The organism is Dyadobacter sp. NIV53, from assembly GCF_019711195.1.
GTDB lineage: Bacteria > Bacteroidota > Bacteroidia > Cytophagales > Spirosomataceae > Dyadobacter.
The window spans coordinates 1,331,715-1,353,974 of record NZ_CP081299.1 but is presented as its reverse complement, the minus strand read 5'-3'; the positions used below and the strand labels follow the sequence as shown (position 1 = coordinate 1,353,974).

Annotated in this window: 18 protein-coding genes and 2 pseudogenes; 9 read left to right on the top strand and 11 right to left on the bottom strand. The window is 39.1% G+C overall.

Features of this window, described 5'->3' with window-relative positions:
• Positions 1 to 367 precede the first annotated feature (367 nt).
• Both KZC02_RS05350 and KZC02_RS05345 read left to right on the top strand, forming a co-directional pair.
• A complete protein-coding gene (locus tag KZC02_RS05350; RefSeq protein ID WP_221393164.1) occupies positions 368 to 598 on the top strand; it encodes a helix-turn-helix domain-containing protein in 231 nt (76 codons plus the stop codon).
• Between the two features lie 353 nt (positions 599 to 951).
• Complete coding sequence (locus KZC02_RS05345; RefSeq protein WP_221393163.1) at positions 952 to 3,831, top strand: outer membrane beta-barrel protein; 2,880 nt, start codon at positions 952 to 954, stop codon at positions 3,829 to 3,831.
• A gap of 105 nt (positions 3,832 to 3,936) precedes the next feature.
• Here the strand turns inward: KZC02_RS05345 and KZC02_RS05340 are convergent, their stop codons facing one another.
• The 5 genes from KZC02_RS05340 to KZC02_RS32815 form a co-directional block, all read right to left on the bottom strand.
• Positions 3,937 to 4,575, bottom strand: coding sequence for a LysM peptidoglycan-binding domain-containing protein (locus KZC02_RS05340; RefSeq protein ID WP_221393162.1), 639 nt, complete (start codon positions 4,573 to 4,575; stop codon positions 3,937 to 3,939).
• Positions 4,576 to 4,633: 58 nt separating this feature from the next.
• Positions 4,634 to 5,125, bottom strand: coding sequence for a 5-(carboxyamino)imidazole ribonucleotide mutase (purE, locus tag KZC02_RS05335; RefSeq protein ID WP_221393161.1), 492 nt, complete (start codon positions 5,123 to 5,125; stop codon positions 4,634 to 4,636).
• Between the two features lie 2 nt (positions 5,126 to 5,127).
• Entirely contained in the window at positions 5,128 to 6,258 is a 1,131-nt protein-coding gene (locus KZC02_RS05330; protein ID WP_221393160.1) for a 5-(carboxyamino)imidazole ribonucleotide synthase, read from the bottom strand.
• 255 nt (positions 6,259 to 6,513) lie between these two features.
• Complete coding sequence (locus KZC02_RS05325; RefSeq protein WP_310590408.1) at positions 6,514 to 8,271, bottom strand: hypothetical protein; 1,758 nt, start codon at positions 8,269 to 8,271, stop codon at positions 6,514 to 6,516.
• Positions 8,238 to 8,573, bottom strand: a complete 336-nt coding sequence (locus KZC02_RS32815) for a BatA domain-containing protein (RefSeq protein WP_310590407.1) — start codon at positions 8,571 to 8,573, stop codon at positions 8,238 to 8,240. Before KZC02_RS32815 ends, KZC02_RS05325 begins: the two co-directional genes overlap by 34 nt.
• Before the next feature lie 299 nt (positions 8,574 to 8,872).
• Between KZC02_RS32815 and KZC02_RS05320 the strand changes: the two genes are divergently transcribed.
• Complete coding sequence (locus tag KZC02_RS05320; protein ID WP_221393159.1) at positions 8,873 to 9,424, top strand: YcxB family protein; 552 nt, start codon at positions 8,873 to 8,875, stop codon at positions 9,422 to 9,424.
• A 200-nt stretch (positions 9,425 to 9,624) separates the two neighbouring features.
• Positions 9,625 to 9,957 (top strand): annotated as a pseudogene (locus tag KZC02_RS05315) (GNAT family N-acetyltransferase); the annotation flags it as partial.
• A 40-nt stretch (positions 9,958 to 9,997) separates the two neighbouring features.
• Here the strand turns inward: KZC02_RS05315 and KZC02_RS05310 are convergent.
• Together KZC02_RS05310 and KZC02_RS05305 are read right to left on the bottom strand one after the other, a co-directional pair.
• Positions 9,998 to 10,615, bottom strand: coding sequence for a DUF1684 domain-containing protein (locus KZC02_RS05310; RefSeq protein WP_221393158.1), 618 nt, complete (start codon positions 10,613 to 10,615; stop codon positions 9,998 to 10,000).
• A 77-nt stretch (positions 10,616 to 10,692) separates the two neighbouring features.
• A complete protein-coding gene (locus KZC02_RS05305) occupies positions 10,693 to 11,241 on the bottom strand; it encodes a hypothetical protein (protein WP_221393157.1) in 549 nt (182 codons plus the stop codon).
• Positions 11,242 to 11,465: 224 nt separating this feature from the next.
• Here KZC02_RS05305 and KZC02_RS05300 point away from each other — a divergent pair, with 224 nt between their 5' ends.
• Positions 11,466 to 11,891: an OsmC family protein gene (locus KZC02_RS05300; RefSeq protein WP_221393156.1), complete on the top strand. Its 426-nt coding sequence runs from the start codon at positions 11,466 to 11,468 to the stop codon at positions 11,889 to 11,891.
• A gap of 101 nt (positions 11,892 to 11,992) precedes the next feature.
• Here the strand turns inward: KZC02_RS05300 and hemW are convergent, their stop codons facing one another.
• Together hemW and KZC02_RS05290 are read right to left on the bottom strand one after the other, a co-directional pair.
• Positions 11,993 to 13,117, bottom strand: coding sequence for a radical SAM family heme chaperone HemW (gene hemW, locus KZC02_RS05295; RefSeq protein WP_221393155.1), 1,125 nt, complete (start codon positions 13,115 to 13,117; stop codon positions 11,993 to 11,995).
• A gap of 21 nt (positions 13,118 to 13,138) precedes the next feature.
• On the bottom strand, positions 13,139 to 15,217 hold the full coding sequence (locus tag KZC02_RS05290) for a TonB-dependent receptor (protein WP_229254000.1): 2,079 nt from the start codon (positions 15,215 to 15,217) through the stop codon (positions 13,139 to 13,141).
• Between the two features lie 265 nt (positions 15,218 to 15,482).
• Between KZC02_RS05290 and KZC02_RS05285 the strand changes: the two genes are divergently transcribed.
• On the top strand, positions 15,483 to 15,941 hold the full coding sequence (locus KZC02_RS05285; protein WP_221393154.1) for a hypothetical protein: 459 nt from the start codon (positions 15,483 to 15,485) through the stop codon (positions 15,939 to 15,941).
• Between the two features lie 91 nt (positions 15,942 to 16,032).
• Here the strand turns inward: KZC02_RS05285 and ctlX are convergent, their stop codons facing one another.
• Together ctlX and KZC02_RS05275 are read right to left on the bottom strand one after the other, a co-directional pair.
• Positions 16,033 to 16,989: a citrulline utilization hydrolase CtlX gene (gene ctlX, locus KZC02_RS05280; protein ID WP_221393153.1), complete on the bottom strand. Its 957-nt coding sequence runs from the start codon at positions 16,987 to 16,989 to the stop codon at positions 16,033 to 16,035.
• Between the two features lie 62 nt (positions 16,990 to 17,051).
• Positions 17,052 to 18,503, bottom strand: coding sequence for an arginine deiminase family protein (locus tag KZC02_RS05275; RefSeq protein ID WP_221393152.1), 1,452 nt, complete (start codon positions 18,501 to 18,503; stop codon positions 17,052 to 17,054).
• A gap of 247 nt (positions 18,504 to 18,750) precedes the next feature.
• Between KZC02_RS05275 and sufC the strand changes: the two genes are divergently transcribed.
• The 3 genes and pseudogenes from sufC (at position 18,751) to KZC02_RS05260 (ending at position 22,213) form a co-directional block, all read left to right on the top strand.
• The gene (sufC, locus tag KZC02_RS05270) at positions 18,751 to 19,509 is read left to right on the top strand and encodes a Fe-S cluster assembly ATPase SufC (RefSeq protein ID WP_221393151.1); all 759 of its coding nucleotides are present in this window, start codon (positions 18,751 to 18,753) and stop codon (positions 19,507 to 19,509) included.
• 75 nt (positions 19,510 to 19,584) lie between these two features.
• Positions 19,585 to 20,904: a Fe-S cluster assembly protein SufD gene (gene sufD / locus KZC02_RS05265; RefSeq protein ID WP_221393150.1), complete on the top strand. Its 1,320-nt coding sequence runs from the start codon at positions 19,585 to 19,587 to the stop codon at positions 20,902 to 20,904.
• Positions 20,905 to 20,976: 72 nt separating this feature from the next.
• Positions 20,977 to 22,213, top strand: a pseudogene (locus KZC02_RS05260) (SufS family cysteine desulfurase).
• Positions 22,214 to 22,260 lie beyond the last annotated feature (47 nt).

Below are 22,260 nucleotides of genomic sequence, written 5' to 3'. Positions count from 1 at the left end.
AAGTGGTTAAGACGCATTTCTATCTTGTGCCGTAGGTACAATTCGTGGGTAGAAAAAACACCAGCACAGACATTACCAAGCGTTCCATCGGAACGCCTCGTGCTCATATAACAATCGATTTTCTACCCACCAAATATACCTACGGCAGATAATATTATGAATCAGGTACTTTTCGGATTAAATATTCAGGCACTCATATTAAAAGAGATGAACAATAATTGGCAGTTCATTCTAATCGTAGATGATCAGCATTAATTTTAAGCCTTAATTATATGCAATCGAATATAATTCATCTAGATTTCTAAAAACTATATGCAATCACATATAATGTATATACATTTACATATAATCGATGCAAATGCATATAATGAAATCACTGTCTGAATTTGTTAAAGTTAAACGCAAGGAAGTAAACCATACACAGGAAGAGTTTGCAGAACGTGCCGGGGTTGCGCTTACTGTGGTCAGGATAATAGAGCAGGGGAAAGAAAATCTTAATATGAAAAAGGTAAATCAGGTTTTGGCGATGTTTGGGCATACGCTGGCTCCTGTAAGTATGAAAGAATTAGCGGGGCAAAAAGACAGTATTAAGTTATAAGACAAGCTGCCATTTACTGTACAGACTCGCTGGCGGGACACTAATAAAGATTACATGGAATTCCTGTATTATAAATATAAAAATACAAGTAAAGTAAGTCTGTGAAGATACAGGCAACGGCTCATTCTTTTAAGCACTTTTCACAATTACCGGAAATAATAAGTGTTTTTCAAATCTTTTAAGTCATTTTCACATTTTTCTTAAATTTGAAAAACTAACCTCCATCGGCAAATCCTCCCGACTCATCGACAAAACCATCCAATCAGCAGATCATTTCCCCAATACACAATAACCGGTTAAACTATTCCGGGAAAAGGTGCTCTAACCTTGCGAACACCTTTTTACCAGAAATCATGAACCGAATAACCACTCTCTTCCTGTTCTTTATATGTCTTTCGTTTTCAGCATATACACAGGCACAAAATGCGCAGATTACGGGAACTGTCATTGATAGTACAAACCGTTCGGCTGTCGTTGGCGCTTATGTGGCGGTGAGCCGTAATGTGCCGGATGCCAAGCCTGAATATGTTACTACGGATGTGAACGGGAAGTTTTCGTTTTCGGGCCTGAACGTGCAAACTGCTTATCTGGTGAAGGTTACATACCTGAGTTATAAAGATGTTTCGCGCATTGTTACTATCAGTTCTGATGTGCAGGATATGGGTACTTTTCAACTTGTGGAAACGGCCTCGACCCTGAAAGAGGTGAAGGTTGTGGGGCAGGTGACGGCCATGGAACAAAAAGGTGATACGACACAATTCAATGCGGCGGCTTTTAAAACAAACCGTGATGCGACTACGGAAGACCTGATCCAGAAAATGCCGGGAATTACAATTACAAATGGGACAGTAACGGCGCACGGTGAAACAGTGAATCGTGTATTGGTAGACGGTAAGCCATTTTTTGGAGATGATGCCGCGCTTACTTTGAAATCATTACCTGCTGAAATTGTAGATAAAATTGAGGTATTTGACAAACTGAGCGATCAGGCACAGTTCACCGGCTTTGACGATGGCAGCGGACAAAAAACGATCAATATTGTTACCAAAGCAGATAAAAAGGCTGGACAATTCGGAAAAGTGTTTGCAGGAATTGGTCTGGATGGTCGTTATCAGGCAGGTGGTAATGTCAGTTTTTTCAAAGGTGACCAGCGGATTTCAGTGATTGGCCTGAGCAATAATATCAATATGCAAAACTTTTCGAGCCAGGATCTGCTGGGAGTGAGCGGAAGCAGTGGCGGCAACGCAAGGGGAGGAGGTGGTGGTGCATCCAACAACTTCCTGGTAGGCAACCAAAGCGGTATCACGGGAACCAATTCTTTTGGACTGAATTATGCAAACAAATTTGGCAAAAAAGTCGACGTTACAGGAAGCTATTTCTTTAACAGGACTGGCAATACCAACACACAAAATACGGAACAGCAATATTTTTTATCAGGCGGAACCGGAAACCAATTTTATAACGAACTAAGCCGTACTTCTACTACCAATTCCAATCACAGAATTAACTTTCGGGTTGAGTACTCCATTGATAAAAATAACTCATTGATCATTACGCCTCGTCTTAGTTTTCAGGACAATCATTCGGGAAGTGTGAAAGCAGGTTTAACGAGCCTGGCGCATGGCAGTAACCTGAACAGTTCGGATAATGACAAGAACAGCAAAACCAGCGGATACAATTTTAACAATGATATTCTTTACCGTCACGCATTCAGCAAAAAAGGAAGAAGTATTTCTTTTAACCTGAACACACAGCTGAATGATAAAAACGGCAGCAGTAATCTATATTCTAAAAACATGTACTTTCAGAATATAGAAATGCGGGGAGATACCATTGATCAGCAAAGTTATACCAACTCGAATGGAACTACATTGGGTGGAAACCTGATCTACACGGAACCGATCAGTACAACCGGACAGCTTCAATTTAATTATGGCCTGACGGTAAGCAACAGTAATTCCCAGAAGGAAACCTATAACATGGCTTTTGATCAAAATACCTATTCTGATCTGGATACGCTTCTTTCTAATAATTTTGACAACAGATACACAACAAACCGTGCAGGTATTGGCTACCGGTATCGTAAAAATAGCTGGTCGGCCAATATTGGTGTTGATTTGCAGAATACAGGATTATACAGTCGCCAGTTAGCACCGCATGTTGGTACGGTTGACCAGTCGTTTACTAATATCCTGCCAAACTTGATGCTGACTTACCGCTCGAAATCAGGCACGCAATTCCGGACTTTCTTCCGTAGTTCAACCAACCAGCCATCAATTACCCAATTGCAAAATGTGATTGACAACAGCAATCCATTGTCTCTTACTGCGGGGAATCCTGATCTGAAACAGGAATACAGAAACATGTTTAATATGCGTTATTCGCTTGCAGGAGCCAATCGTCCGTATAATTTCAATGCTATGGTGTCGGTGACGCAAACAAACAATGCGATTGTAAATTCTACTTTCATTGCCCAGGAACCTACGACTTTGCCAAACGGTATTGTGCTTGAACAGGGGGCCAAGCTTACCTCACCAATTAATGTTGACGGAAGCTGGAATGCACGTACTTTCCTTACATATGGAAAACCAATAGCGCCTGTAAAACTGAACGTTAACCTGACAAGTGGCTTTAATTATGTGCGTTCTCCTGGTATGATCAATGATGTTTCCAATTTTTCAAACACCTATGCTTATTCGCAGGGTTTGGTAGTGAGTAGTAATATCAGCGAAAATCTGGATTTTACGGCTTCTTATTCAGGAAACTATAATGTGGTTCGTAATTCTATACAGCCGAATCTAAATAACAACTATTATACACAGTCAATTACCGGCCGCGTGAACTGGATTTTTGGTAAAGGATTTGTAGTGCAGTCAGATATTAGTAACCAGTCTTACAGAGGACTGGGAGCCGGATATAATCAGAACTTTACTTTATGGAATGCAAGTGTTGGCAAAAAATTCCTGAAAAATAATGCCGGTGAATTAAAACTTACAGTTTTTGATATCCTGAAACAAAATAACAGCATCAGCCGTACTGTCACTGAAACATACGTACAAGATGTAACAAGCCGTGTTTTAACACAATACGCCATGCTGACTTTCACATACACTTTAAGGAATTTTGGAAAAATGCCGGTTCAGAATAACAACAGAAGAGGGGATTTTGAAGGCGGTGGTGCTCCCGGTGGTAGTGGTTTTCCAGGGGGCGGTGGAAGACCGGGCGGATTTTGAGAGAGTTCAGAGTTTATGAGTTTAGAAGTAAAAAATAAAAAGTAAAAAGTCCAAAATAGCAGTTGAACTGATCTAATTTGGACTTTTTACTCTAAACTCCTAAACTCACTTCCTGCTCGGAAACGGAATGACCAGTTTCTCTCCTCTTTCAGTGAAATCTTTGGATTTACCGTTTGCCTTCATAATTGCTTCTTTGGTTACACCGTATTTGGAAGCAACAACTCGAAGCACATCTCCCGGACCTACCGTATGAATGGCTTTTACCTGTATTTTAAGTTTTGTAACCCCCGATTTAAGGTCAGGTGTAGAAGAATTCAATCCTTTTAAGGTTTCGGTTTTAAGGTTATAACGGGATGCAATAGCTGAAAAACTTTCACCACTTTTAACCAAATGTGTAATTTCTTTTCCACCGATTGATGAAGCAGAAATGGCACGTACAGTTTCTTTCTCCGGATCCAGTTTTTTTTCTTCGTCAGTTTCCGGTTTGGATTTTTCGGGCTTTGACTCTTCGCTTTCTGAAACGGGTTCGTCTGTAATTGGCTCTGCCGTATTTGTTTGTTCTGCGGATGTATCTACGACAATAGTTGCAAGTTCGTTAGCATTGGAAGGACTATCTGAAATGTATTCATAACCAACGTAGAGCATTGCCAAAACCAAAAGTACTAAAACAAATAGGGTAATTACCGGCAGATTTGATTTCTCAACTGGACGTATGTTTCTTTTTTTAGGGAACTCGTCTTCCATAGTTTATTTACCGATTCAATGTTGTAGTGATACTTTTTACGAAAATAGTAAACACAGGCTATTTTTCAACCTGATTTTTTAACTCCTCATTCATCAAAGCTACTTTTTCCTTTAAGCTTTCTTTAAAAACGTCAAGGCGTTTTCCAACTTCCTGATCACTTGCTCCTATAATCTGCGCTGCCAGAATTCCCGCATTTCTTGCTCCGTTCAAGGCAACTGTTGCTACCGGAACTCCGGATGGCATTTGCAATATTGAAAGAACAGAATCCCAGCCATCAATAGAATTACTGGATAATACCGGTACCCCGATTACGGGCAACGAAGTAAGCGAAGCAACCATCCCAGGCAAATGCGCAGCACCACCGGCTCCTGCAATAATCACTTTTAGACCGCGACTTCTTGCGGCAGATGCATATTCAAGCATTCTTTCCGGCGTACGATGTGCCGAAACAATCTCCATTTCAAACGCAATTCCAAGCTCTTTTAGTGCATCTGCTGCTTCCTGCATCACCTTTCTGTCCGAAAGGCTGCCCATTATTATTCCAACCATTTTTACTTACTGATTACTCTTATGTTTTCTTTAATGTACTTCACCTTTTCTTTTAAAGCGTTAATATTCGCGTCCATGACGGTGATATGACCCATTTTCCTGAATGGTTTCGTAATCGCTTTCCAGTATAAAAATGGAAATACCTGTTCGGTACTTAATAACTTCTCCATTCCTTCATAGATCGCTGGTCCCTGATAACCATCTTCACCTAATAAATTGACCATTGCAGAAGGTCCGTATGTGTGGGTACTTCCCAGCGGCAGATCCAGAATAGCCCGCCAGTGCTGTTCGTATTGAGAAGTTGCATTGGCTTTAATCGTATGATGGCCGCTGTTATGCGGTCTGGGTGCAACTTCATTGATCAATACTTCACCATCAGTTGTAAGAAACAACTCTACGGCCAGTAAACCTACAATTTGAAAGGATTCGGCTGTTTTTTTGGCTATTTCCTGGGCTTTGCCATCAATGTCAGAATCAATTTCAGCTGGTGCAAAAAGGTATTCAACCAGGTTCAGCTCCGGGTGAAAAACCATTTCAACAGTAGGGAATGTTTTTACTTCACCGGAAGGATTTCTTGCTACGATCACGGCTAACTCCTTTTGAAAAGGAATAGCTTTTTCCAATAAACCCGGCTGGTCAAATGCTTTATCTAAATCTGCTGCTGATGTAATACGCTGAACACCGCGGCCATCATATCCATCACGTCCCAGTTTATGAAATGCGGGTAAAAAATCCAGATGCCTGGCAACATCTTCGCGATTTTCTGTCAGGATAAAATCTGCGGTTGGTAATTTTTTTTCAAGGTAAAACTGCTTTTGTATTCTCTTATCCTGTATTTGCCGGATTACAGAAGGCTGGGGATAAACCTTTTTTCCTTCTTTTTCCAATGCTTCAAGCGCCTCGACATTTACTTTTTCTATTTCAATGGTAATGACATCAAGATCTTTACCAAAATTATAAACCGTATCGTAATCCTGTAAAGAACCTTGTGTAAATTTTGGGGCAATTTTCCGACAGGGAGCTTCTGCATCGGGATCTAAAACATGAATATCAAGATTCCAGTCAATGGCGGCTTGCAGGAGCATAAGCCCTAGCTGGCCACCGCCAAGAATTCCTATTCGGGATGAAAGCATTTTATAATAATAATGTACAATGCAAAATTGGGGTAAAAAGTCAGAACGAGAAAGCCTTTGGAAGTCTAATTACTTATTTATAGTAAAATATTACAGGAATAAGTAAATTATACAACAAGGTTTTTATTCATAAATCGTCATAGCGGGACTTCTCATCGGTAGCGACAATATAGCATGAAAACGTTTACCTGGTTCCAGAGAAACGTTTCGTGATGTTACTACAATAATTTACGGTATCAAATCTTAAATCAATTCTCAATCCTTAAACCTGATCAAAGCAATTTCTACCAGCAAAAAGAACAAGGCGGCATACAGAAAATACTTCCACAAACTCGTGCCCATATTCTGCTGCTGAAACTCTTGTGAAAATGCATCATCATTCAGGCTATCAAAAATCTGAACATTTTTTTGTCCGGCAAAGATTGTTTTGAGTTCTTCAGGTGAATAATAATCGAGTTTCGATTCCTTATTATTGTGATTGAGCGCAATAAGCTGTTCCACTTTATTATCAAGCAGCAATTCAAAATATCCGGCGTCCAGTCCTTCCCCAAGCTGATCACCCTGCGGGATTTCCAATAATAACTGGTTGCCCGTAATCCGCTGAACCGGAATGATCTCTACTTTATTACGACGAAGTTTATAAACTGCATTTGGTGTTACTTTATCAATGTTCAGTGCGATCGGGTTTTCATCAAATGTAAAAGCAGTTCTCTGGGCACGCACGCTCATGGCGGCCATTTTATACATGACGGGAACAAAGATTGCGTGTTGGGCCATTGATCCGTATTCCGCGCTCAGTGGTGCTGAAAAAAGATATACCTTTCCGTTTCCTCTTGTAATCTGACTCAGATACTGCTGACCGTTACGTAGGGAAAGCAATTGCTGGCCAACATTATTCCAGGTCCATACGGGTGATGCAGATGGCAAATTCAGGTTCATTTCCTGCCGGATGGATTCTTCAAAAACATCGCTGAAAAATGGATTATTTCTGTCCGGGGTTGCAATGGCAATAGGAGCAGGGGCAGAATTATTTTCAACGGATAAACCATTTATTCCCATATTTTGCAGAAAAGCCGCATAACTGCCGGCATCCGGAGAAGCAGGAGGAATAACGGAAACACTGCCTCCTTTTAATACGAAATCCTGTAACTCCTGGGGTAACGATCCGCTGATCTGGTCTACACCTTCCAATATCACCATATCAGCATTTTTTATTAATCCCTGGTCTACATTTCCTGCGCTATAACTTTGCAATGCAAACAAACTATCATTTGCATAAACGTTCTGGATATAATTAGCACTGGTTTTCTGGCCATATATATGTAAAATCCTAATCACTGGCGACGCATTCAACACAAAGTAATAATCATTATCAAACGTTACCGGAAAGTCATCAAAAGTGATTTGTCCTTTTTTATAACCTTTTCCTTTCAGGTTAAAATTGAATTTTGCCGTAGCACTGCCATTTGCAGGAACATTGACAGAAGCCGTAGATGCCTGCGTATTATCCAGATTAAGTTTGAGTACCACATTTTTTGCTTCCTCTTTTCCCGAATTACTGACTTTTACAAATAATACATTGTTTTGTAATTCCCTGATAAACGGCGTATTGAGCCAGGCAGAGTCAACGAATACATTTTTCTCAGGTACAGCCTGAACAGGAACTATAAATAACTGGTTGGCCGTATCAATTTTTAAGGCGGACAAATCGCCAACTGTACTTTTTTGAAAATCAGAAAACCAGAAAAGCTGGTTTTTACCAGTTCCCTGGTGTCTGGCGATCAGGTTTTCCTGTCGTTTATAAACATCCTGTAATGTACGCGGTGTATGAGCCAGGCCAATGGTGGTGAGCATATCGCGGATTTTGTCAGCACGATAAAGTCCCTGTTCTTGTGCCGAAAAATCATTGGTAATTAACTGCAGTGAAGCTGCATTACGGAAAAGTCCCAGCAAATCACTCAAATGACTGGTAGCTAAGTCTATATACCGTTTGTTATTGGCTTCATTCTGCATGCTGAACGAATTGTCCAGGTACAAACTGGTAATCCCCTTTTTGTCAGTTGCCAAATTGTTTTTACCGGGCAAAAAGGTTGTGCAAAAGCAAATGCCAAACTCGCCACAGCCAGTATCCGTGCTGCCATGATCAGCCAGTGTTTAATTTTGCGAACCGAACGTGTCTGAGTTTCAACAGCTTTCAGAAATGCCACATTCGTAAAATAAACCCGTTTGGTACGCCGGAAGTTAAATATATGTATGGCGATTGGAATGGAAATGGCTAACAAGCCCCAAAGAAAAGAGGGAAAAAGAAAACTCATTTATGTAAAATTGGTTATTTCAGATGATTTACTTCAGCTTTCCGAATTCGGCTACAACTATGGTTTACCAATCCTAAGCCTGATATGAAAACCGATTGCCCTTCTAACGCAAATTACATTAAAATCTGATAACTGTTTTTTTATTTCAAATGCTTTCTGTGGAAGTCGGTTGCTTTTTTCTAACTTTGTACCTCATTTTAATGTTGCTGATTGTTATAGGATAGTAGATTTTATAGTGTCTCGTGTCTTGTGTGAGCAAACATTAATAATAAAAAAACTGCTTAATTTTAAACTGAATTATGGCCAAAGTATCGGTGAACAAACACCAGCCTGTTTATCAAATGCCTACGAATCCGGCAGCGGTCCGTACAAAAAAATATGCGCTGCCAACAAAGAAGTACATCAACCTTGCCATGCGCTATTTTTTAAAATCGCAGCTGAAATGGGGATTACTTCCGTTAGCTCTTATTCTGATCAATGCAGTAGTTAGTCTGACAGGTTTATATCCAAATATCTGGATTTATGTAACAATTTTTGTAGGTGTGATTCTATATCTGCTGTTCTGGGTAATTCAGTTTGTGGGTATTACGCAATTAGCACAGTACAAGCCAATGTTTGAAAAGTTTCAGTACGAAATTGACAATCGTCAGATTTTAATGAAGCTGAACCAGAAAGAAGGAAGTGTGATGAAATGGGAACAAATCCTGGATGGTTATAAGGATAAAGATGCTTATGTGTTGATAATTTCAAAGGGACAGTTTATCAATCTGCCGTTCAGTATCTTTAATTCTGAACACGATATCAAGGTTTTTGAAAGAATTCTTAAACAAAAAGAATTGCTAAAAGTTTAGTTTTAAGACTGAATAAATTTGCCTGGTAATTTATTGCCGGGCTTTTTTATGTCCATGAATTTACCCATTGGTACAGTTTTAAAGTAATAACGCACTGAAATAAGATAACGTAAAATGGAATTTAGAATTTCTGAGTTTAATGAAGAGGATAGGGCAGAACTGAGCCAGCTTTATGAAGAAGTAAAAAGGAAACTTTTGGCAGGATTGAAAATCAGGAGAAATATAGTTTCAATCTGGATACCAAAGGAGAAGAAATGCTGGTTGCGAAGATTGATGATAAAGTGGCCGGGTTTGTTTCAATATGGCTCCCCGACAATTTTATACATCATTTGTATATCAAAAAAGAATACCGTGGGAATGGTTTAGGGCGTCTGCTAATTGATGAAGTAAGGAAGAAAATTAAGGAACCACTAACCCTAAAATGTTTGGTTGATAATATAAAAGCTGTTAAATTTTATGAAAAAAATGGCTGGAAAGCCAAATCAACAGGGATTTCGGTTCATGGTGTTTTCATATTATTTGAGCTTGATTGAATTCCTGAATTTTTGACTCTTATTCTTTTGACAGCGAATTTTATTTAGTACTCACTTCATGCTCTTTGCCAAAATTCTTTTCACCAGCTTCAACGGAAACCGGCATCGTATTTACTTTTGGAGGAATAGGGCAGTTATATCCTTCACTGTAAGCGCAATATGGATTATATGCTTTGTTAAAATCAAGTATAAAATTGCCGTCTTTGACATCAGAGGTTTTTAAATCAATATAACGTCCACCGCCATAGGTTTCATTTCCACTGGTTTTATCTTTAAAAGGCAGAAAAAGATAATCTCTGTACTGGGGAAGTGTTTGTAAACTCAGGCTTCTGTAAACTGTCAGAGTTTGTCTTTTTCCGTAAAGCCGGAACCTGATCGTGCCATATTTTACAAAAGTTTTTTTCGTCCCGCTGTATGTTGGCATCTCGAAAGACTGGCTGTTTTTCGCTCTGCTGAAAATGGCAGGAACCTGAAATGTAGAATCAGGATCATAGAATTTAAGATACTGTAAATCATCCTTTTTCAAAGGCGAATTATCTGTTTTGATAAATTCCTGCTTGTATTTTTGCCTGAAAATTTCGGTCTCCTTAGCAAAATTTTGTGCAACAGTGGTAGTGCAGATAAATAAACCAATAAGAATGGTAAATAGTAGTTTCATAGCTTGAGAAAATCCGGTAACCTAAGTTACCGGATTATATGTTGATAATAAAATCAATAAAAAATTAATGCCAGCAATTAATTTGCCTTAACATTGGGGATTTTGCTTTCGTCCAGGTTGAAATATTTTTTCACGGCTTCATAATTATTGAAATCAACAGAATCTCCTCCTTTTCTTGCAGTAAAATCAGAAGGAACAACAACAATTCTAAATGTCTGATTCTGTGTAAAATCAGCAGATAACGCAGCTTTTAAGGCTGTGGTAGGTGCATCAATGAAAATAGAAAAATCAGCTGGCGAGTAATCAAAATTGTAAGTAACACCTCTGGGCATGTCAATAGCCTGCGGAAGTAATCTCCACACCGGATTTCCGTTATCAGCTAATTCCCAAAGAACGTATATAAAAACAGCGTCTGATTCACGCACATCGATTAGTTTTGCGGAAGCATATGTTTGAAGATAACTGTAAGAGTTAGCAGCAGTAAAATTTACGTTTTCAACTTCGAAAGTCTGGGCAACAATATTTACGCCATCAGCGCCTGGTAATCCATCTCGTCCATCGGATCCGGAACAAGCCTGAAATAGTACTGCAATTATAAATAACAACGGGATTAGTTTCTTGTTCATTTTGTTTATTAGGTAATGGTGAGTTAAAAATGATTTTTACTTTGGATCAAACTACAACGATAAAGTTTAATTTCCAATTGGACGTTAACCTTCGTTAACAAAGTAGTGCCAGATATTGCAATTGAAACGCTTAATAATAAATTAACTTGCGTAGAACGCAGCTAGATCGTACTTTTCGTGATTACAAGATTAAAAACAATTTATTATTCTAAAAATAAAAAGATATGATCAATCGTAAAGCAACAGCAGTTTGGAAAGGTACAGGAAAAGAAGGTACCGGAACAATGAGCACCCAGAGCACTGTTTTAGAAAATACGCAATACTCTTTCAACACACGTTTTGCTGATGGCAAAGGAACTAATCCGGAAGAACTCATTGCAGCGGCACATGCGGGATGTTTTGCCATGCAATTAAGCTTTGATTTAAATGCAGAAGGTTTCACAGCTGACGAATTAAATGCTACTGCAACTATTACACTTGATCCTTCAAAAGGGCAGATAACAAAAAGTCATATTGATTTGACGGCAAAAATACCCGGAATAACTGCTGAGAAATTTGAAGAAATTTCTGAAAAATCGAAAAAGAAATGTCCGGTATCTCAGGTACTGAATGCCGAACTTTCTCTAACTGCTGAGTTGGTTTCTGAATAAGCTGAGAAGAAAAGCAATGTTAAAATGCTGCCAGGTTGAGCTTTCGGACTAATGCGGCCGAAGTTCGAATGCATTTTAACATTGCTTTTTTAATTAAAAAATCAGTCAATAAACAAATCACTGGCAATTCGGTCAGCGAATAATTTACCGGATTCTGTTAACGTGATGATCTCATCTTCAATACTTATCCAGCCTTTGTCCGACAAACTTTTTAATTGATCTGCATGCTGTAAGCGGAACTTGCCATTCGATAAATGATCCAGTTTAGCTCGTTGTACTCCCCATTTTGTTCGTAGACCAGTCAGCAGATATTCGTTTGTTACATCTTCCGGAGACAATAATTCATATGTAGCCGGTATTACATCCAGCTGAATAGCTGCTAAATATTTCGCGTTGTTAGATATGTTATATTCTCTGCTTATTCCATCGTAAGAATGTGCGCTAGGTCCTACTCCTAAATATGGCCGCTGTTTCCAATAAGAGCTATTATGCTTGCTATATTGCTGATTGGCCGCAAAGTTGGAAATCTCATATTGTTCAAAACCATTTTCGCGCAAAGAGCTGACCAGTATTTCAAACTGGCTGGCTGCAAATTCTTCATCAATCGGTCTTATTTTTTTCTTTTTCAGCCATGAGCCGAAAGCCGTTTGCGGTTCAATAGTCAGGCAATACGCAGAAATGTGGGAAATATTTAACTCAAACGCCTTTTGAATATCATTTTTCAGGATGCTGTGATCCGGTGCCGGAATAGCATAGATAAGGTCAATCGATATATTTTGGATCCCAGCACCCTGTGCCAATTTTACACAATTTTCACCTTCCCCTGCTGTATGAATTCTGTTCAATAATGTCAGATGTGGTTCATGAAAAGATTGTATACCAATACTTAAGCGGTTGATCCCTACTTTGCTTAATTGTTCCAGTTTTTCTTGACTTAAATCATCCGGATTAGCTTCCAGCGTAATTTCAGCATACGGATTTACTTCAAACTGAGTGTAAACAGTAGAAAGCAATAAATTAAGTTCTGCCTCGTCTAACAGCGACGGAGTCCCTCCGCCAAAATAAATGGTTTCTAACTTTTTTGTGGGCAAATAAGAGCTTCGCAGAATAATTTCTCGTGCAATAGCCTCAACAATAGCACGTTTGCTGGCAGTATTGGTACTAAAATGAAAGTCACAATAATGACAAGCCTGCCGGCAAAAAGGAATATGAATGTAAAGGTGCAATGGTTAATTGTTAGTTGTTAATTATTTTCTTCCCCATTCCCAGCCGACTTTCACACCTGCCCACAGGTTATTTTTTGGAGCTGAATTGTAATAACGGTTTCCAAAAGCGTTGAGGTCGTAGCCAAGATTGTAAATTCCGGCATTTACTTTTTCCAAGGAAGCTGATAATTCGCTATAAAAGTGTGATCCCCAGTTTTTCTTCCAGGAAGCGCGTGCGGTCCATTGATTATAAGGTGTATTTTTAACTGTATTTGCATCATTCAGATAAAAAGAACCTCCATGCTGATAAGTAGCAAATACTGAAAAACCATACTTAAACAATATATCCAAGCCTGTACTTTGTGAAAAACGGGGAACTCCCGGAATAAGTTTACCACTCAGGTCTGTTTCTGCCTGCTTGAAATCCTCGAAGGTATATTTGGTCCATGTTCCTGAATTCCATAACCGGAATGTCAGAGGTAGATGAGCATTGGTCAAAAAGTCATAGGATAGATTCCATTCCAGCCCATTTTGACGCGTTTTTCCTGCATTGACAAAGTATTCTGCACCAGCTTCGTCGGTTCTTCGCACGATGGCTTGTCGTAATCCAAAGCTGTACAAACTGATTCCTCCATTGAAATTTTTATCAATTTTACGAATACCAATTTCAGTATTCATTCCTTTTTCAGCATTCAGGTCTTTGTAAAAACCTCCTGCCGAAGGGCGGACTTCTTGTAACGTTGGTGGAGAAAATCCGCTACTGTAAGAAGCGGTCAGCGCCCAGGTTTTTGCAATTACTTTATTAAGCGCAATTCTTGGAGTAACTATGCCATCAAAAGTACGCTGCTCGTTGGTATAGGGAAGTAGGAAAAAACGCTCATATCTGTAACGGGATGTATTATAGCTTAATCCCGCAGTAACCGTAAGATCAGTGAATAAAACCGCTTCCAGCTGACTAAAAACAGATAAATTGGTCGTACGGATATCTTCGACAGTTTGCTGTTTATCGGGAATACCACCTTTATTATCATAATTCCTTTGTGCCGACTTACTGTATTGCCATTCAAATCCACTTGTCCAGTTTGTTCGGACTGAGCCAATTTGAGAGATGTTCTGCCAGATATTTCTTCCGCCGATTCCCAGTTCGTCCCGTTTTTCGTAATTGGCTATAAATGGATTGGCAAAGTCGTTGGTGGTCAGATAAAGTGCGTTTGACTGCGTCCAGCTATCAGAAAGCCGTAAGGAGTAGTTGCCGCCCAACATAGCAAATTTGGTATAAATAGCCGCTTTTTGTGCTTCGCTTCCAGGTACCGTCTGTGTAGATTGCCGCGCCAGCCGGGGATTATTCTGGTATTGAGCCAGGTTTATTCCCCCCGGTGTCTGATAATGCAGGTCAGAATACATACCCAATAAGGATAACATGCCTTTTTCACCAATTTTGCTGGTTGACGAAAAGCGAATCGCGTCGCGGCCCATTGCACTGTGATCACGGTAGCCATCCTGTTCACTATGGCCGTACTGAATGCTGATGTCGCCAAGTTCAAGGCTGGTACTTCTGCTTTGAAAACCATATTTTCCAAATCCTACACTTTGCTCTGCGCGGTTCTGGGCATTATTGCTGGTACGGCTTTGCAATAAAACCACACCGCCAGTTCCGGCTCCATACAAGCTGCTGCCCGGGCCTTTTATAATTTGCATATTTTGTACGGCATTAAAATCCAGAGAGTTCAGGGGCGTATTGCCACCAGCATCAGTGAAGGGTATTCCGTTCCAGTAGAACTTGACGTTGCGTATTCCAAAAGGAGAGCGAAGCATGCTGCCACGAATAGAGAAACGGTAACTTCCCGGTGACCTCTCTTCCATTCTGACACCGGCAATGACATTTATCGCGTTAGTCCAGGTAGTGGGAGAATAACGTTCCAGCGATTTTGTTGTGAGTAGCCCGACTGTTGCTGTCGTTGATAAAGCATTTGTTTTAGACTCGAAGGCATTGATGGTAACTTCATCCAGTGTTTTTGAAGTTAGAGAATCTGTTTGAGCAAAAACGGTTTTATGGATTAAAACTGAAATTAAGAGAAAAATGAGTAAACCTGATTTTTGCATAATGCTTAATTGAAACATTGGTAAAGTATAAAACTTATGTAGGAGCAGGATACAAAGTTATCCAAAAATTGGTGTTGAAAGCAGAACCGAGACTTAACCATTGAATATCATTCCGGCAGATTTTGTGGGTACTTTACTTTAAAAGGTACAACTTTGAGGACTTATTTCTACAAAATTTATACAATTAGTACAAAATTAGTATTGGTTGGATTTTTCTAGTGCAGTAAATGAATTAGCTATTATTAATATAGCGGGATATAATATTAAAATAAACACAGAAAAAATGAAAAAGATCACTTATTTAGTTGCTTCATTACTAATGGTTGGGACATTAACTTTTACCAGCTGTTCTGAGAAAACCAAAGAATCTGCCAATGAAACCGCAGAAGAAGCAAAAAATGATATGGACGAAAATGTTGCAGATGCAAAAGAAGATATTAAAGAAGCAGGCAACGAATTTGAAGATAAAGTAAAAGCAGATAAAGATGCTCTTAAAGCCGATATCGATGATGCAGTCAAAAATATTGATAAAAAAATAGAAGAGGCTGACGCCAAAATGGATAAAGCTACTGAAAAAGAAAAAGCTAAATGGCAGGAGCGTAAAAAAGAATTAAACGAAGAGAAAGAAGATCTTCAAGCGTCCTGGAAAGATGTTCAATCCGAAACTGCGGATAAATGGGATACATTCAAGGCAAATACGAAAAACAAAATTGATAAAGTTAAAGCTGATCTGAAGGATTAAAATTTAACCCGTAATACTGAAGGAAAGAAGTCAACTTTTTAAAAGTTGACTTCTTTTTTTGACTTGACATCTTTTTAATAACTTCCAAATCTTACTTTAAAGGTAAGTGTATCTCGGTCATCATGCAGCGTGCTGAACCTCCGCCATTTCCTTCGATAAAAGATAAATCTGTGTGGGCAATCCGTGCATAATCATTTAAGACCTCCCTTTGTTTTTTAGAAAGCGATTCATAAGCCTGCGTGGACATGATAACAAACTTTTCCTGTTTCTTATTTCGCACCATCAGCATATTGCCCGCAAAATGGTTCATCTGATCCAGGGATATATCGATAATGTATTTATTGGTGTCTTCCAAGGTTGATCTGACCATTTGCCGCTCATCCGGGTCTTTAATAGCTGAAAGGCAAACAACTGCAAAAATATCGCCTACACACATTAATACATTGGTATGGTAAATCAAATTGTCATTTTCGTCTGAAGCGGTAAAACTTATTACTTCATAACCTAGGGCTTGTGCAAATGCTTCGAGTACTTCCGGGTGTGTACGTGGTGATAAACAGGCATAAGCAATTTTATATCTTCTGTCCAGAACCATACTTCCGGTTCCTTCCAAAAACTTGCCCTGTTCTTCGAAATAAGTCAGGTCAATAATTTCTTCAACTTTAAAATCTTTTTTCAGATCTTCAATGATATCCAGCCTGCGTTCATTTCTACGGTTTTCGGCCATCATCGGATAAAGTACAACCTTGCCACTTTGGTGAAAAGAAACCCAGTTATTTGAAAAAACAGCATCAGGACGGTATTTATCATCATTATCTTCAAAAACATTGACATCAATGCCCGTTTTTTCCATCTGGGAAATCATCAGGTCGAATTCCTCTCTTGCCTGCTGCTGTGCATAATCGAGTGTATTCTGAGCAGAGCTGTCCCGTTGAAATTTATTGCTTTCAGCAGTTTCAGCATTAAATCCGAATTGAGCTGGCCGTATCATCATGATATGGGAAGTCGACTGCGGCTGTAACTGAGCAGTTGAAGTTATCGTACGCATAGGAGTATTTATTAGTTTATTATATTGCAATTTATGAAAACAATGGTCTTTTTCCAAGATAATTATTCCCGTAAAATTGGCATGCTCATGCAATGTGATCCTCCTCTTGCTCTTGAAAGTTCAGCAGAGGGAAGTGTTATAAATGTGTTCGTTAAAGTATCAGGCAATAGTTCATTCTGCTCAAATTTATCAATTAGATCTTTGGCACTGATAATCCGGAAACCTTCATTACGAAAGGCGTCGAGTGTTTTGTCGTTCCTGTCGTAGCCAATTACTACTCCGTCTTTCACAGCCAGTAAATTGCAGGAATCGGTCCATTGTTCACGTTCACCGTATGGAAATTCGTTGTTACCCGAATAAATAAAGCGTACTTTTTCAGTACTTCCCAGTTCATTGATACTGATATCTGACAGAAGGTCTTCCAGGTTTTCTATTTCCCTGGGTTTGTCTTCCTGTCCTTTTTTAAATTGAAGAATCCTGAATTCGTGGTTTACTTCTTTTGGTGCAAAAAAGTGCAGAACATCCTTCTTTTTTGCTTCATCACCAGTTCTGGCCAATGAGCCAAGCAATACCCAGATATTTGTTTTTACCTGCGTAAATATGGTATCAATGTGCATGTAGTCCCGTTTCTTTGGGATTTTTATTATCGTTATCGTGTTGATGATATCTCGTTCAAAAAGGACTTTCATTGCCTGCTGGGCAGCGTAAATGGAAGTCCTTTCACTACATCCGATCAGCAGATGTTTGGCAGAAACCATCATGACATCACCTCCTTCCAGTGTACACCGGTTAAAATCACTTGCTTTTTCATCATCCGGTAGTAAAAAGTGCCGCTCATTATCAGGTATTTCAATGATATTGTCTTTAATATCGGCAAACATCGGATGATAAAAAAACACGAACTGGGCAAGTATGGATTCTCTGGTTCGTGCCGTTTTCGCAGGTTTATTCAACAGGATATATTCATTAATAACAATACCAATGTCCCGCATAAAAATCAGGTTTGGCAGCGGGGCAAACAGCATCCTTTTATCAGAATAAGAGCCTGAAATGAATATTTTTGCCAGTTCATGCGGATCATACGTGTTGAGTTCCTGCTGGGTTTGAAACGAGCATTTTTCAATACCGCAAATAGCTGCTGTAAGTTTTACACGAACTGTTTCCAGTTCCAGAATTTCTCCCAATAACTTTTGAATATCAATTACTTTATCCGAATCGAAATAATTTTTGCTGCCCGGAATATAAAACGACCGTGACGGATCATTATCAATTTCTTCAAGTTTTCCTTTGATCTTATCCGGATCAAGAAAGTAGAGAAGCAGTTTTACATAATAATCATATTCGTAACGGCGCATGGTATCCAGATGAACGATATCTTCGAATAACCAGTCTTGCGCTTTGGATGGTACTACCTTGCCCAAACCTCTGTCAGGACTATGGATCAGTAATCTTTTTAACGTAGCTGTTTCAGAAGAAACTTTGATAACAGGGGATTCAACCATAGTTGCTTTCATACAGATTTATGAAGTGCTTTTTGTGCAAAGTAAAAGCTATATTCTTTATTTAAAAGTTATACACGTTAAACAAGCTGTATTTTAAGATTAAAATATACAAAAAAAGGAACGGGCTAGCTGGTAAAAAGGTTATAGAATATGCAAACATAAGGTGGCTACGGGCCTGGTAGTTATTTTAAAATACCACCAAAGCTTACTACTTTTGCGGTAAATTACCACGAACTACATATAAAAGTATAAATTTAGTATGCTCTCTATTAACGAATTACGTGCCTCCATTGAAGGCAAAGAAATATTAAAAGGTATCAATTTGACGATCAGGCCGGGTGAAGTGCATGCTATTATGGGGCCAAATGGTTCCGGAAAAAGTACTTTGGCGTCGGTTTTGGCAGGAAGAGAAGAATATGAAGTGACAACTGGCAGTGTATCGTTTTTAGGTAAAGACCTGCTGGAAATGGCAGCAGAAGAAAGAGCCGCAGAAGGAATTTTTCTTGCATTTCAGTATCCTGTTGAAATCCCGGGTGTTACTACAATTAATTTTCTTAAAACGGCTGTTAATGAAATACGTAAGTATAAAGGAGAAAGTCCTTTGGATGCAGCCCAGTTTTTGAAAATGGTACGTGAAAAAGCAAAATTGGTTAGTATGAATGATTCTCTGCTGAAACGTGCTCTAAATGAAGGATTTTCGGGAGGAGAAAAAAAACGTAATGAAATATTCCAAATGGCTGTGCTTGAACCAAAGCTTGCTATTCTGGACGAAACAGATTCTGGTTTGGATATTGATGCTTTACGTATTGTAGCAGAGGGAGTTAACTCGCTTCGTTCTCCGGATCGCTCTGCCATTGTGGTGACGCATTATCAGCGCTTGCTGGATTACATTGTTCCTGATTACGTACACGTATTGTACAAAGGGAGAATTGTGAAGTCAGGAACGAAAGAACTTGCCTTCGAATTGGAAGAAAAAGGATACGATTGGATTAAGGCAGAAGTCGAAGCAATAAGCTAAGAAAATTCGCATTGATCTGTGTGCCGGATCAATAGCTTTTTACAATTTTCCAATACCAATTACCCAGATTAAGGAATGAGTACTGAAACAATAGATTTAAAAACAAAATTAGTTGCTGATTTCTATGCAAAGGAATTAGTAATGAATGGTGAAGCGAGTTCAGCTTTTCACCAGAAAAAACGTGCTGCTCTTGCCCGATTCGACTTACTCGGGTTTCCTACTCCTAAAAATGAAGAATGGAAGTACAGTAATGTCAGGGAACTGATCAGCGAATCATATAATTTTAATGCAGTAAGCTCTTTGGAAATTGCTGATCTTGAAGATCTGAATATTCCGGAGCATGTTGCCAATATCTTGTATTTTGTAAATGGCCACTTCCATCCTGAATTATCCAGGATTGTTTCCTCATCGGATCAGATTATTATTGATTCTTTACAAAATGCTTACAAAAAGAACCCTACACTTGTCAATACTTATTTTGATGAGCTTGTAAAAGACGACACTGATGCATTTACAGCTTTAAATACTGCATTTGCGCATGATGGTTTGTTCATCCATATTCCTGAGAACCAAACTGTTGAACATCCTGTAATTCTTCGTTTTGTGAGCGATGCACGTACTCAAAATGTAGGAAGCCAGCCGCGCAATATTATTGCAGTTGGCCGTAATGCACATGTGAAAGTGGCGGAAGCATTCAGGACGTTAGGTACTGAACGCTCTTTTACGAATACAGTTACTGAAATCCACATGGAAAAAGATTCAGGTGTGGAGTATTATAAAGTACAGAATGAAAGCGAAAAGGCTTACCACATTGGAACCACTCAGATTCGCATGCTGGACAATTCGCAATTTTACGCTGGAACCGTCACCTTAAACGGACATTTTACGCGTAACAATCTGAATATTATTATTGATGGTGAACATTGTGAGGCGCATATGTATGGGCTGTATTTTCCAGATGGAACACAACATGTTGACAATCATACAGTAGCGGATCATTGCAAACCCAATTCTCAAAGCAATGAATTGTATAAAGGTATTCTGAGAGATAAGTCAAAAGGTGTTTTTAACGGAAAAATATTCGTTCGCCCTGATGCCCAGAAAACCAATGCTTTTCAGTCGTGTAAAAATATTGTGCTTTCCACCGAAGCCACAATGAACACGAAACCTCAGCTGGAAATATATGCTGACGATGTGAAATGTTCACATGGAACTACTACCGGGCAAATTGATGAAGAGGCATTATTTTACATGCGGTCACGTGGAATATCCAAACCGGAAGCAATGTCATTATTAATGTTTGCTTTTTGTGCTGATGTGGTTTCACAAATAAAGATTGACTCTATCCGTGAATATCTGGAAGGTGTAATTGCAGAGAAACTGACTGAAAAATAGTTCTTGTTTCCTGATTAAACTGGAGTAAGACTGTATGTACTACAACCTGCTTTTCCATTAACATGAGTAAATATGATAGCTTCCGAAAAAGTTCTTGATATAGTATCCATTAGAAATGATTTCCCGATTCTGAATGAAGTTATTAACGGGAAACAACTCGTTTACTTCGATAACGCCGCTACAACTCAGAAGCCTAGGATGGTTTTGGATGCCCTGGCGGGATATTATGAGCATTATAATGCAAATATTCACCGCGGAATTCACCATTTGGCGGAAAAAGCTACGTCCGCTTTTGAAGATTCGCGTCGGCGTTTGCAGAAATTTATCAATGCGCCGCTTTCCGAGGAAGTCATTTTTACTTATGGAACTACGGATAGCATCAATCTGATAGCTCAGACTTATGGCAGGAAGTTTTTAAAAGAAGGTGATGAAATTATTATCAGCACCATGGAGCACCATTCCAATATTGTGCCCTGGCAAATGCTGTGTGAGGAAAAAGGATGCATTTTAAAAGTTATTCCGATCAATGATGATGGTGAACTTTTGATGGATGAATATGAGAAACTGCTTACAGACAGAACAAAATTTGTATCTATAGTGCATGTTTCTAATGCATTGGGTACCATTAACCCAATTAAAGAAATTATAAAAAAAGCACACGAAGTTGGTGCAAAGGTACTTATTGACGGTGCACAGGCCAGTTCTCATATTACCATTGATGTGCAGGACCTTGATTGTGATTTCTATGCCTTGTCATTGCATAAGATTTATGGCCCTACCGGAATGGGTATTTTGTTTGGCAAAAAGGAATTGCTTGATGCAATGCCGCCATATCGTGGTGGTGGGGAGATGATTAAGGAAGTAACATTTGCTAAAACAACTTACAACGAATTACCCTACAAATTTGAAGCAGGTACGCCTAATATCGCAGATGTAATCGCTGCTAAATATGCTTTGGATTATGTAGATACATTGGGAAAAGATAATATTGCCAGTCATGAACACGAGTTGCTGGAGCATGCAACAAATGCTTTGCTGGAAATAGATGGGTTGAGGATAATTGGTAATGCAGAAGGAAAAAGTAAGTGTGGTATCATTTGTTATAGAAGGAATTCACCATCAGGATATTGGTGTGATCCTTGATCAGCAGGGAATAGCAGTACGTACAGGGCATCATTGTACACAGCCTCTTATGCAGCGTTTTGGGATTACAGGAACCACCAGAGCTTCTTTTGCTGTTTACAACACAATTGAAGAAGTTGATCTTTTTATAAATGGATTACATAAGGTGAAAAGAATGCTGAGCTGAGAATTTGTTACTAAACATATATCAGCAAACTGAGAATGAACAATATT